General features: G+C 34.6%; 14 protein-coding genes. 5 read left to right on the top strand and 9 right to left on the bottom strand.

The window, feature by feature from the left end; genetic code table 11:
* Window positions 1-1,924: 1,924 nt before the first annotated feature.
* From AC51AA_RS01205 to rpsF, 4 genes are all read right to left on the bottom strand, one after another.
* On the bottom strand, window positions 1,925-2,398 hold the full coding sequence (locus tag AC51AA_RS01205) for a DUF6495 family protein (protein WP_500703922.1): 474 nt from the start codon (window positions 2,396-2,398) through the stop codon (window positions 1,925-1,927).
* A gap of 85 nt (window positions 2,399-2,483) precedes the next feature.
* Window positions 2,484-2,924: a 50S ribosomal protein L9 gene (rplI, locus tag AC51AA_RS01200; RefSeq protein ID WP_500703921.1), complete on the bottom strand. Its 441-nt coding sequence runs from the start codon at window positions 2,922-2,924 to the stop codon at window positions 2,484-2,486.
* A gap of 66 nt (window positions 2,925-2,990) precedes the next feature.
* Window positions 2,991-3,287: a 30S ribosomal protein S18 gene (rpsR, locus tag AC51AA_RS01195; protein WP_002987043.1), complete on the bottom strand. Its 297-nt coding sequence runs from the start codon at window positions 3,285-3,287 to the stop codon at window positions 2,991-2,993.
* A 5-nt stretch (window positions 3,288-3,292) separates the two neighbouring features.
* Window positions 3,293-3,634 carry a 30S ribosomal protein S6 gene (gene rpsF / locus AC51AA_RS01190; protein WP_007810575.1) on the bottom strand — a complete coding sequence of 114 codons (342 nt, stop codon included), beginning with the start codon at window positions 3,632-3,634 and terminating at the stop codon, window positions 3,293-3,295.
* Between the two features lie 176 nt (window positions 3,635-3,810).
* On the opposite strand from rpsF, the gene AC51AA_RS01185 reads away from it, so the two are divergent.
* Window positions 3,811-4,509, top strand: a complete 699-nt coding sequence (locus AC51AA_RS01185; RefSeq protein WP_500703920.1) for a LytR/AlgR family response regulator transcription factor — start codon at window positions 3,811-3,813, stop codon at window positions 4,507-4,509.
* Between the two features lies 1 nt (window position 4,510).
* On the opposite strand, the gene priA is transcribed toward AC51AA_RS01185, so the two are convergent.
* The 5 genes from priA to nadC form a co-directional block, all read right to left on the bottom strand.
* A complete protein-coding gene (gene priA, locus AC51AA_RS01180; protein ID WP_500703919.1) occupies window positions 4,511-6,961 on the bottom strand; it encodes a replication restart helicase PriA in 2,451 nt (816 codons plus the stop codon).
* Between the two features lie 31 nt (window positions 6,962-6,992).
* Window positions 6,993-7,733, bottom strand: a complete 741-nt coding sequence (gene bla-B1-FLAV, locus AC51AA_RS01175) for a subclass B1 metallo-beta-lactamase (protein WP_500703918.1) — start codon at window positions 7,731-7,733, stop codon at window positions 6,993-6,995.
* 12 nt (window positions 7,734-7,745) lie between these two features.
* On the bottom strand, window positions 7,746-8,177 hold the full coding sequence (locus AC51AA_RS01170; protein ID WP_500703917.1) for a DUF2147 domain-containing protein: 432 nt from the start codon (window positions 8,175-8,177) through the stop codon (window positions 7,746-7,748).
* A complete protein-coding gene (locus tag AC51AA_RS01165; RefSeq protein ID WP_500703916.1) occupies window positions 8,174-9,100 on the bottom strand; it encodes a YihY/virulence factor BrkB family protein in 927 nt (308 codons plus the stop codon). The genes AC51AA_RS01170 and AC51AA_RS01165 overlap by 4 nt, the downstream gene beginning before the upstream one ends.
* 120 nt (window positions 9,101-9,220) lie before the next feature.
* A complete protein-coding gene (nadC, locus tag AC51AA_RS01160; RefSeq protein ID WP_500703915.1) occupies window positions 9,221-10,078 on the bottom strand; it encodes a carboxylating nicotinate-nucleotide diphosphorylase in 858 nt (285 codons plus the stop codon).
* Between the two features lie 323 nt (window positions 10,079-10,401).
* On the opposite strand from nadC, the gene AC51AA_RS01155 reads away from it, so the two are divergent.
* From AC51AA_RS01155 to AC51AA_RS01140, 4 genes are all read left to right on the top strand, one after another.
* Window positions 10,402-11,502: a DNA alkylation repair protein gene (locus AC51AA_RS01155; protein WP_500703914.1), complete on the top strand. Its 1,101-nt coding sequence runs from the start codon at window positions 10,402-10,404 to the stop codon at window positions 11,500-11,502.
* A gap of 238 nt (window positions 11,503-11,740) precedes the next feature.
* Window positions 11,741-12,622, top strand: coding sequence for a pirin family protein (locus AC51AA_RS01150; RefSeq protein ID WP_500703913.1), 882 nt, complete (start codon window positions 11,741-11,743; stop codon window positions 12,620-12,622).
* Between the two features lie 3 nt (window positions 12,623-12,625).
* Window positions 12,626-13,021 carry an OsmC family protein gene (locus AC51AA_RS01145; RefSeq protein ID WP_500703912.1) on the top strand — a complete coding sequence of 132 codons (396 nt, stop codon included), beginning with the start codon at window positions 12,626-12,628 and terminating at the stop codon, window positions 13,019-13,021.
* 6 nt (window positions 13,022-13,027) lie between these two features.
* Window positions 13,028-13,312 carry a GNAT family N-acetyltransferase gene (locus AC51AA_RS01140; protein WP_500703911.1) on the top strand — a complete coding sequence of 95 codons (285 nt, stop codon included), beginning with the start codon at window positions 13,028-13,030 and terminating at the stop codon, window positions 13,310-13,312.
* Window positions 13,313-13,342 lie beyond the last annotated feature (30 nt).

Raw genomic sequence — 13,342 nt, 5'->3', positions numbered from 1 at the left:
GACATCGATCTCAATCAACATTCCAGGAGCAATGATTTGTTAGAACATTAATTTTCTTAATAGAAAATTACGTTTGACAGAACTGGGGACTTCTTGACAAATATGATAGTATGCATCAATAGCTATAAACAGTTGATAAGACCATCTATACCCTTTTCTATTTAGAATTCTTTACAAACTCCAAAAGATGAATGCATTTAATAAAACAATGGTACTTTTCGAGTTTAAAAATTTAAACACAAAAAATACCGCTCATTAACAAAGCCGCCGAGATGGATTTGAAAATAAAAAATTGAGGCAAGACTTAAATCTGTAGGTAGGGCTTGCTGAAAAAATAAAACCTAATTGGGGTATAGATTTTATTCTATTTAAGATGATAAAAGATGAAGTTAAAATAATCCGAATACCTATCACAAACTTGATAAAAAAAGTAATGATCACTTCCATAAGCAAACGATTTAAATTATTAATAAACTTGACCTTTTAATTCGTACCACACTTTTTAAAAAATCATTCTCATCCTCTTTTCTTAAAAAAGAACAATTTGATTACTTAATCATGGTACTTATTTGAGAAAACTTCAACATCTATTTTGTTTAACTTTCTTAAAGTAAAAGTATAAAATAAAACTAAAAAAGAAGTATAAAATTCTTATTTTTTTAAAACAAAAAAAGGAGGTCGATTACTACAAAATTAAAAAAACATCAGAAAAGCCCCCATTTTACGGCTAAATACCATTGGTCCAAGTCGTTCAATAACTGAAGCTTTTTTTCTTAAAATTCATAAAAGTAAGTTAAATATTACTTATACATATCCGTAACTACTTATAAAACAGGTAGATAAAAAATAATCACAAATAACCCTATTTTTTCAAGTCGCTCATACTTAAAAAAAACGCACTATTCTAAAAAAACAGGTATAAATACGGGGGTAAAAAAAACAAAAAGATAAACAAAAGTTAAAAAAACAAACAATTCCATCGATAATTTAATTCCTACAATGAACAAATCCAATCATAATCTTCTCAAAACGGCAGATCATCCAAACATTTTTTCCGTTTTAATAAAAAGAAAGCATAATCCTACCGTTAACTATTATCCATCCGAGAGAAAGACAGATTAATCTTCAAAAAGAAATACTACCCTCACTCACTATCACAAGAATTGATTTTAAAGCATTGAAAAACCTTCCCCTTAAAATTTTATTATTCGACACGCTCTTAAGCTGCCTCTAACAAAATGGAGTAAACACCCCTTCTTAACTCTTTTTATGCCATTTTCGAAGTCATACAACTTGTTTAGATCTCTAAATACCAAAACTCTTATCAAGACCATAAAAGGCTGAACAAATCAAATGTTACAATTAGAACGAAATCATCATAAACAAGCTCCCCTCCCTCTTACATCCCATATACCAAACTAAGAAACCATTCACTACTTAAGCTTCAACAAGACCTCTTTTAAAAAAGAACTAGCAGACTAGCTCACTATTCCAAATACCTTGTGCCATTAAGAAAAAACATCTCTTTACCAAGACATTTACCCAGTACAGCCTAAGAAGATCTAATCATATCAAATAGAGTCAAAAGAGCCCTGTAAAAGCCATATTTGATCCATAACTACTAAATACCTTCTCTCGTAGAAGAAGAGCTTTACAAGAGCATTAATGCTATTCTGTCAAGAATTCAACATCCACCACTACATCTAAAAAAAAGAATAGAAATAATCAATTCCATCATAAAGAAAATATTGCTCTTAAAAACGGTATTTCAACTCTAATTCAGCCCTTACCCACTCCCACAACTCCTCTATCTAAATCCAATTGGTCCAAAAACAAAAAAAGCAGCAAGAAAAATGAATTTCCTACTGCTTACTATTTATTTTATTTAATCTGAACGGATTGTACAACCGACAAAACTCTGATACTACGACTCTATAATGGTATTGATCTGAATAAATAATTGTCCATCACTTAAAAATGCCCCTTGTTGAATTAATTCAAATATAGAGCCATTTCTATCTTCTGTAAACACTTTTTTTCCAACCTTCATCTCTATGTTTTCAGTAAACATATTATCACTCAACCATTGTAGACCTTCTTTGGTTAAAAAGTCAGTTTCTGGAACCAATGATTTTAAAACTATAGATTGAACATCTTTTTCAAAACATTTGAATAAGAAAATATGATTCTTAGAAAAATGCTCTAAATATTCCGCTCTTCCCAAAACACCTTCCCAGATCAAATCTGAAAAAACATCTAGTTCTTGCTCTGCCACTTCTGGCTTGTTTATTTTAATCGAATCCCACTCTCCTTTATCAATAGCCTGTGTAGCTAGGAAACTAGCGAATTCTGCATGCAATTCATCAAATTGCTCTTTTGTTAATCTTGCGTATTTCATAGTAAAATAATGCTAAATTTGATTTATAACACATCAAAAAAAAATCCCGATTCACATCGGGATTTCTATATACTTTATAAAACGATTACTTTTCAGCAACAATTTCGTAAGCTAATTCAACGATTACATCTCTGTGTAAACGCACGTTTGCAGTGTATTTACCAGTACGTTTAACGATACCGCTAGTGATGAATTTTCTGTCGATTACTTGTCCACCTTTAGCTAAAGCTTCAGCGATATCAATATTCGTGATTGAACCGAATAATTTTTCTCCACCTGCTTTTGCGAAAAGTTTAATTTCAATTGCTTTTAATGCTTCTGCTACTGCTTTTGCATCGTTAACAACTTTAGCTTCTTTGTGAGCTCTTTGTTTTAGGTTTTCAGCTAATACTTTTTTCGCAGAAGATGTTGCTAAAACAGCAAAACCTTGAGGAATTAAAAAGTTACGACCGTAACCAGCTTTTACAGATACTACATCATCTTTAAATCCTAGATTCTGTACGTCTTGTCTTAAAATAAGTTCCATGTTGTTGTCCTTTATTTGAGAAGTTAGGTTCCATCTTACCGGAAACCAACAACTATTCTTTTAATATTATTTTAATAAATCGGCCACGTATGGCATTAAAGCTAAATGACGAGCTCTTTTCACAGCTACAGACACTTTTCTTTGGTATTTCAATGAAGTTCCAGTTAAACGACGAGGAAGAATTTTTCCTTGCTCATTAACGAATTTCAATAAGAAATCAGCATCTTTATAATCGATATATTTGATTCCTGATTTTTTGAAACGACAGTACTTTTTAGTTTTGTTAGTTTCAATATTTAAAGGCGTAAGATATCTGATATCTCCGTCTTTTTTTCCTTTTGCAGATTGCTCTATTGTAGACATAATAATTAAGCTTTAGTAGATTTTAATTTGGCTCTTCTTCTTTCAGCCCAAGAAATAGCGTGTTTGTCTAAACTTACAGTTAAGAAACGCATAACTCTCTCGTCACGTCTAAATTCAGTTTCAAAAGCAATTAGAACTTCTCCAGCTACTTTGAACTCGAACAAGTGATAAAAACCACTTTTCTTGTTTTGGATTTCGTAAGCCATTTTCTTTAGACCCCAATCCTCTTTTGACACCATTTCAGCTCCTCTACTAGTAAGAAATTCTTCGAATTTCGTTACTGTTTCCTTCACCTGAACCTCAGATAAAACGGGATTTAAAATGAAAACAGTTTCATAATGATTCATAAATACAATATTTATTTGTTAAAATTGGCTGCAAAAGTAACCATAAAATTTAAATATACAACACTTTTTTTCTTTTATTCGTCGTAATGCAAAAAATACACCTTCAGCTTAGTTTTTTTTACAAAAAAGCAATACATTTACTACTGCTATCCTGAATTTATTCTAAATTTATTTTTATGAAACTAAACTGTGTTGTTGTAGATGATAGTTCTATACAGAGGACAATTATTGCAAAATTAGTCAATAACCACCCAGGTTTACATTTAATCGGGGATTATTCTAATGCGATAGAAGCAAAAAGTTGTATCTCTTTAAATAATATCGATTTAATATTTCTTGATATAGAAATGCCTGTTATTAACGGTTTTGATTTCCTTGATGGATTAAAATCAAAACCTCAAATTATATTCATCACTTCTAAGGCCGAATACGCTTTAAAAGCTTTTGATTATGACGCCACTGACTATCTTCAAAAACCAATTGCTGTAGATCGTTTTAATGCCTCTGTAAAAAGAGCAATTGACTTATACCTACTCAGAAAAGAGGTAAAAGAAGAGGAAGGCGAGCATATTTTTATCAAAAGCAACCTTAAAAAACTTAAAATTTTCACTGCTAAAATCAAATGGATTGAAGCTTTTGGAGACTATGTAAGAGTGGTTACCGAAGACGATAGTAATTTGGTTCTTTCGACGATGAAGTCTTTTGAGAATGATTTATCAAAAGACAAATTTATTCGCGTGCACAAATCCTATATCATTAATATTGACAAGGTTGAACGATTTAATAGCAAATTTGCCGAGATAGGCATTACTAAAATTCCGCTAAGCCGAAACAAAAAAGAAGACCTAGTAAAAGCATTGTCAACGTCCATGTAATTTAATAAAAATCGACGTTGACGATGACCTTTATAGCTCTGTATTGCGCGACAGCCTCAAAACTATTCAGAATTTTATGAATAGTTTTTTTTGTGCTTCCTAATGGCGCATCCTGTGGGATTTTAATTAAAATCGTTCTGATATATTCATTTCTAATTCTGTTAATTGCTGGCTCTTCAGGTCCCAAAACAGGCATCTTCAAATTTTGACTTAACACTTGATACAACCACATCGAACCTTCTTTGAGTTTATCAAAGTCTCGTTGTTTTAAAGTCAGTTTAACAATTCTAAAATAAGGCGGGTATTTATAAATCTGTCGATCATACAACTGCTCCTTATACATACCTAGATAATTATTAGTCGTTACCTGCTGTATGGTATTGTGATCTGGGTTATAAGTCTGAATCACGACTTTTCCTTGTTTTTCAGCCCTACCTGCTCTTCCTGCTACCTGTGTCATCATCTGAAAACTACGTTCAAAGGCTCTAAAATCGGGATGATGCAACATATTATCCGCATTCATAATACCCACTAAACTCACATTGTCAAAATCCAAGCCTTTGGCTAGCATTTGTGTCCCAACGAGAATATCCACTTCGCGATTTTTAAATGAATCAATAATCTTCTCAAAACCAAATTTACCTCGAGTTGTATCTTGATCCATTCTGCCGGTTTTAGCGTTTGGAAAAAGTGCTAGCAATTCTTGCTCAATTTGCTCCGTACCAAAACCCTTAGTTGCCAAATCAACACTCGAACAACTGTGGCAATGTGTCGGTTTTGCAATCGAATAACCACAATAATGACATCGTAATTGATTTTTATGTTTGTGAAAAGTCAAACTCACATCGCATTGTTGGCAATGCGGTACATGCCCGCAAGTAAGACACTCTATTATAGGAGAATATCCGCGTCTATTTTGAAACAAAATCACTTGCTCACCTAAAGATAAGGCTAACGAGATTTCCGCCATTAAAACATCGCTAAAATGCCCAGTCATTTTTTTCCTAAAATGCTTGTCTTTCAAATCGACCAAGACAATTTCCGGCATGCGAACATTATTGTAACGTTCCGAAATCGTAACCAAGCCGTATTTCTGATTTTGCGTATTAAAATAAGTTTCAATACTTGGAGTCGCTGATCCCAAAAGCACCTTTGCTTTATGAAAATTAGCCAAGACAATGGCTGAATCGCGTGCATGATATCGTGGCGCAGGATCTACTTGCTTAAACGTCTGTTCATGCTCCTCATCCACAATGAGCAGGCCCAAATTGGCAAAAGGCAAAAATAAGGCCGACCTCGCTCCTATCACAATTTGCGCTTTTTCAGCATTATCCAACGTTTGTTTCCAAACCTCAACTCTTTCATTATTACTATACTTGGAATGAAAAACAGCCACCTTATCTCCAAAATGAAGTCGCAAGCGCGAAACCAATTGCGTAGTCAAGGCTATTTCAGGCAACAAATACAAAACTTGTTTCCCCGTCGCCAAATACTCCTCAATCAATTTGATATAGATCTCTGTTTTCCCACTAGAGGTAACACCATGAAGCAAACAAACTTCTTTTTCTACAAAATCTCTTTTTATAGCTTGAAAAGCTGTCTCCTGAGCCTCACTTAATTGTAGTTCTTTTTCAGACTTCTTACCTCCGAAGGAAACTCGATCGTGCTGCAAAAAATACTCTTCAAAAACCTCTTTTTCAATTAAAGCCTTGACCACTGCAGATGAAGAATTAGATACTTCAACTAGCTTTTTTACGGTAATCGGTTTCTTCTCTGAGGCGGTAATTTGAAAAAAAGCCAAAACAATTTCCTTTTGTTTGTTGGCATTTTTCAGTAGTTCTAGTAATTCTCCCAAACCTTTATCTGATTCGTATTTACTATGCAGTTTTACGTATCGAATCAATTTGGGTTTATACCCTTCTTTAATCTCTTCTTCTAAAACAATTATATTTTTAGTGATCATTTTTTGAAGAACAGGAAAGATATTCTTTTTATTTAAAATCGAAATAATATCTTGAACCTTCAGTGAACTCTGCTGTTGCAGCGCTTCATAAACCAAGAATTCTTCATCCGAAAGTTCATTTTGATTCACTACCGTATCAGCCTTATACGAAACGACGGTTTCACTCTCTAGCAACAATCCACTTGGAAAAGCACCGCGATATACATCGCCAATACCACACATATAATAAGAAGCTATCCAAAGCCAATGTTTCAATTGTACTTCAGTAGCTATAGGCTGCTCGTCTAAAATTTGATGAATTTCTTTTGCCTCGTATAAACTAGGCGCGTTTTGATGTATTTCAATCACTAAGCCCGTATACATTTTACTTTTACCAAAAGGTACCGCTACCCGCATTCCTTTTTTAATAAAATGAAATTCAGCTTCAGTAACACTATACGTAAAGGTTTTCGCTAAGGAAAGCGGTAAAATAACTTCAACAAAAAACATGTATTTTCTTTTTTTTTAGCGATTTAAAAAACTACTTTTTAGATTGTTTGACTAAATAGTCGTCAACCAGTTTCAAAGTATGATTCAAAGACTCTTTATCAACCCAATCATCATGACCAGTAATGATGTATTTAGGATTTTTAAATTTTGCTTGCACTTTTTTAATCGATTTCCCCCACTCCTTCACAGCTGCATCACCTAAATACCCTAAGTCGGTTGCCTGAGTACTCTTTATAAAACAACCACCATAAAGCACTTTTTCTTTAGCAAACCAAACCACTACATTATCTGGGGCGTGACCTTTACCGGGATAATACACTTCAAAAGTATACTGTCCAACAGTAAAAGTTTTATCATTCGGTAGTATAAATTCAGCTCTTTTTTCCTTATTGCGTTGAAGAATATCATCGGTTAATTTAATCGTATAGGTCTTAATTCCTTTATCTCTGTAAAATCCCAAACCTCCAGCTCTGTCCTCATGAGAATGCGTCGCAAAACACATGATTACTTTTTTATGATGTCTGGCCTTAATACTATCCAACAAAGGTTGAAATTGTGTTTTATCCCAAGGCGAATCAAACAAAACTACTCCTTTGTCGGTAACCAAATACAAGGCATTTGCCGAAATCATCGTTCCTTTATATTCGTGGAATGTCCTATAAACATAAAAGTCACCCGTAAGATGACTTATTTGTAATGGCGAGTTCTTAGGTTGTCCAAAACTGGTAGAAAGCGTCAGTAAGAATAAAATTAATGAAGCTAATTTTCGCATTTTTTATTTTGTTTAATTTTTTACTCGTGTCCAATACTGCGTTCTTCCCATTAGTGCAATACCAACGTAACCACGAAGTTTTAATTTATCAGCAGACTCCAAAGTAATATAACATTTGTATTTTTTTCCATTGGTAGGATCCAAAATAGTTCCGCCATTATATTCTGAACCATCTTTTTTCAGACCATTGATAATGACCATACCTATAATGGGTTTGTTTTTTTCTGCACCACTACAATTAACACACAGGTCTTTTTTATGATCCGCGCGAAGAATGTCCACAATTTTACCATAGATCATTCCTGATTTTTCGTAAACTTCTACTATGGATTTCGCCTCACCTGTTGCGTCATCAATTGTTTTCCATTTTCCAATAACAGTCTGGCCCTGAATTGTCCCTAATGTCAAAAAAAATACACCAAGTGTTAAGATCAAATTTTTCATATTTTTTTATGTTTTTGTTTTAATTTTCTAATGGTCGCATTCAGTTCAAATCCTAAAAGTAGGATCATACAGTTGATCCAAATATAAAACATTAGAATTAATAATGTACCGATCGAACCATAAAGTTCGTTGTATTTTGAGAATTTTATAACCCAAATCCCAAAAAAGAACGAAGATATAACAATTAAGATCGTGGTAAAAACAGATCCAATACTAATAAAAGGCACTTTATTATACTGCTTAGTGCCATAACGCAATAACACTGAGGAAGTTATTAAAATCATCAAAATCACAAACAAATACCGCCCTAAAATAATCAGTGGAATGCGCTCACTGAGCACGTCCTGAATAATGGTCTTCTGAATCACCACCTCAAAAACAACTATGGTAGCCACCGTTACAAACAAGATAATGGTCATTACTAGCGAAATGGCTAATGCCACTAAATATTGACTAAAAAACCCCCGTTTATCAAAAACATGCTTGGAGGATTCAAAACCACTAAGAATACCATTGATACCGTTGGCCATCAAAAAAATAGACAATAAAAAACCGGAGGATAATAAACCCGAGTGACTATTGTTTAAAATATCACTAATGATTTTACTAATGGCGTCATAGGTATTGGGTGGTACTCCTTCTTGTACAAATTGCAAGAAATCTTGCTGAAAGCCCTCAATAGGAATAAAGGGAATCAAATTCAAAATAAACAAGGCAAAGGGAAACAAGGCCATGAAAAAGCTAAACGAAACTGCGCTCGCATGGTAAGAAAATGCCCCCTCGATAATCCCTATGATATACATTTCGAGTAAATCGTATAACGACAAACCTTCTAACCAAGGCAATTTTATCCGTTTTAATAAACGAGCAAGGGAACGTATTACTGGAAACTTCTCGAGCCGATCTTCTATCTCTTGAGACATATTGTTTTAGATTTTTAGACTACTTGAATTATTGGATGTACCTACACTTCGAAATCTATTTTTGCTTTTTATAATAGATTTTCACTCTTAAAACCACCATTAATAACGCATCACTTTTTATTAAAAAGCTTTTAAACTCAAATCCATATTGTTAACGGAATGTGTTAAGGCTCCTGAAGAAATATAATCAACACCACACAAGGCATACTCTCGAATTGTCTTTTCGTTGATGTTTCCTGAAGATTCTGTTTGACATTTAGTACCAATTAACGCAACCGCTTCTTTAGTATCTTCATAATTGAAGTTATCAATCAAGATTCGATGAACACCATCACTTAACAAAATTTCGCGAATTTCATCTAAATTCCTAGCTTCAACAATAATTTTTAAGTCCAAATTATGTTCTTTCAAATAGGCTTTTGTCTTGGCAATAGCCAAGGTAATCCCTCCTGCGAAGTCAAGATGATTGTCTTTTAACATCACCATATCATAAAGTGCAAAACGATGATTCTCTCCTCCTCCAATCTTTACCGCCCATTTTTCCGCTACTCTAAAATTTGGTGTCGTTTTACGTGTATCTAAGATTTTAGCTCCTGTACCTTCCAACATTTGTGTATATTGATTGGTTTTTGTCGCAATAGCAGACATACGTTGCATCGTATTCAAAACCACTCTTTCCGACTTTAGAATCGATTGCGAACTTCCTGAAACTTCAAAAACAACTTCTCCAAATTCCACATGTGTACCATCTTCAATGAACGTTTTTACTTTCAAAGAAGGATCTACATATTCAAAAATCATTTTAGCAAGTTCAACACCTGCAATAATTCCTTGATCTTTCACTAATAATTTAGCTTGTCCGTGTGCTGATTCAGGAATACAAGCCAACGAGCTATAATCTCCCTTACCAACATCTTCTCGAATTGCGTTACTAATCAAAAGTTGTAATTCGGCCTGAAACTGTGCTTCGCTAATCATTTTTTTTCTACATTTTATGAAATGCTAAAGTAGGATTTATTTTGTGGATTTAAAAGTTTAACCCCTCTCAAAATTTACAAACCAAAAAAATAATCGGTTCGACTATTTAAAAAAAACACCCCTCTAATCCTCCCTTTTTGAATCGCTGCAAAAGCAATCTTGTCTAGCCTGAGTAGACACGCATAACCAATCCAAAAAACAATCTACTCTTTTCTAGAGTCATTCTTTCTCTAAATTCTCGTCGCTCTTGACTTCTTATTAAAGAAATCTATTTCATTTAGTGCCTTACATTAAATATCTTTGAAATTCATTCAAACCACATCATGGCATTAATCAAAGATATTTATTCGGTTACTTTTTACGAAAAATTCAGTCAGGTTGTAGCTGAAGTACATCCAACCTTCAACAAGCAACTTTTTATCGAAACCATATACAAAGGTGATTTCACCCAAAAAGAATGGAAAGACCGAATGAAACACACTACTGTCGTTTTGCATCAATTCATGCCCGAAAATTTCTCAGAAGCAGTTCTACTATTGGATAAAATCATCGAAAACCTAAAGAGAAACAACTTTGCAGAAAGTAATTTGGCTTTTATCTTTTTTGCTGATTATATTGAAATGTATGGTTTAGATCATTTTGAAACTTCAACAAAAGCTTTTGAATCAATCACTCAATTTATTAGTTGTGAATTTGCCGTACGTCCTTTCATTTTAAAATATAAAGAAAAAATGATCGCTGAGATGATCCAATGGTCCCTGCATGAAAACCATCATGTGCGCCGATTGTCAAGCGAAGGTAGTCGATCACGCTTGCCCTGGGCCATGGCCATTCCGTTCTTAAAAGAAGATCCTACTTCGGTACTTCCCATTTTAGATAACCTAAAAAATGATCCTTCTGTTTATGTCCGCAAAAGCGTAGCCAATCACTTAAACGACATCACCAAAGACAATCCACAAATCGTCATCCAAATCGCCAGCCAATGGAAAGGCATCAGCCAAGAGACCGATAGCATCATCAAACACGGTTGCCGTACCCTTCTCAAACAAGGACAGCCCGAAATTCTGCGTCATTATGGCCTAGAGAGTACTGATCTTGAACTGTCAGCCTTTGCAATCAAAACGCCTGTTGTAAAAATTGGCGATTCCTTGCAGTTTCAGTTTTGCTTAAACAACAAAAACAATCAGGCGAAAACAATTCGCTTAGAGTATGCCGTCCACTACAAAAAAGCAAAAGGCCATTTAGCCAAAAAAGTTTTTAAAATTAGCGAGAAAAACTACCCACCCAATCAAGTCATTAAAGTCGAGAGAAAGCAATCGTTTAAAATCATCACTACTCGTGTTTTTCATACTGGGACACACGGACTTTCCATTATCATTAATGGAACAGAAAACGAAGTTCTGCCCTTTGAATTGATTCAGTAGTAGACACTACCCTTTGTCATCCTTTATAAACCAGCCATTCACTACTTGGTAAAGTTCACCTCATAGGAACGAAATCATGCTTTCTATACCAACAGCTGTTAAATTTAATGTGCACTTTAAAAAAGATACTGTCCTTTTCCTTACTTTTATAACTACCATCTAAAATGAAATTTCATAATCTAAATTAAGTTACAGCGCGTCATGACCACTGTAATTTTGTTCTCAAACAAAACACCTTATGTCAAATATTAGTTTAATCATTGAAGAACGCGCCGCCAATATTGGTAATTTCATGGTAGGCCGACTATTGCCTTTCATACAAAAAAGAGCGGTTGGACCTTTTGTATTTATCGATCATATGGGGCCAGCCTATTTAAAGGAATATCAAAATTTAGATGTCCCTCCTCATCCGCACATTGGACTATCCACCCTTACGTATTTATTCGAAGGAAGTATTATGCACCGCGATAGTCTAGGAACTGAGTTGGAGATAAAACCTGGTGCCGTAAACTGGATGACTGCTGGAAAAGGAATTGTACATTCTGAACGCACACCGGAGTATTTAAGAGCTTCCGATAAAATGCTTCACGGTTTACAAATCTGGGTGGCATTACCCAAAGAACTCGAACAAATGGATCCCACTTTTGTCCATGTAGAACAAAGCGATATCCCGAGTTGGGAAAAAGATGGTGTCTCCTATAAATTAATCGCCGGAGAAGCCTTTGGCAAAAAATCACCCGTTCCGGTTTATAATCCCTTATACTTTATTGAAATCAAAAGTACAAGTCCTCAAAAAATAAACATTGGAAACGATTTATTTGGTGAAAGTGGCTTGTATATCTTAGAAGGAAGCATCAAAAGTGGCGAGTATGTTTACGGTCCAAAACAGATCCTCATTACCAACGACAGTACCTTATGTGCCTTCGAAATATCCGAAAACACCACCATCTATATCTTTGGAGGAACGCCCTTACCCGAAGAACACTTCATTTTTTGGAATTTTGTTTCTTCAGACAAAAACACCATTGAAAAAGCAAAAAATGACTGGCTAGCTCAGACTTTTCCTAAAGTCCCTGGTGAAACCGAATTTGTCCCTTTACCCAAACCTCAATTAAAATAAGATATGAAAACCATTTCAGCTAAAATTGACACCCGTTTGTATCGCACCGAAATAAAATCAGCTAGTGGAAATATCGTCATTGCAGATGAACCCCTAGAAGTTGGAGGCGAAAATCTCGGTTTTAGTCCCACTGAACTTTTAGCCTCCTCATTGGCTGCTTGCACCTTAATTACATTACGTATGTACATTAACCACAAAAAATGGGATGTTTCAGCAATTAATATTACGGTCGATTTTGAGCGTAATAGCGACCAACCCATCACGTTACTCAAGCGTAAAATCGAAATTATAGGTGAAGTGGACGAAGCCCAAAGAAAGCGATTAACCACCATCGCCAATGGTTGTCCCATTCATAAAACACTAACCAATACCATTGAGATTCAAACCTCCTTAAGCTAATATATTATGACTATACATCAAATCAACGACACAAGAAAAGGCTATTTTGAAGCTGTTGAAGACGAAAAACAAGCTGGTAAAATGACGTATACCTGGGCTGGTGATTCTAAATTCATCATTGATCACACGGAAGTAAATCCTGAGTTTAATGGCAAAGGTGTGGGTAAAAAACTGGTAATGGAAGCCGTCGGTTATGCCCGCACCCATCATCTAAAAATCATTCCACTTTGTCCTTTTGCCAAAAGTGTATTCGATAAAACAGTAGAAATTCGCGATGTGCTTTTTTCCTAAGATTCCGCATCAAACCATACGGTTGACCTT

The organism is Flavobacterium sp. OHVDL-2026-0007, from assembly GCF_059882335.1.
This window is presented reverse-complemented; position numbering and strand designations above follow the sequence as displayed.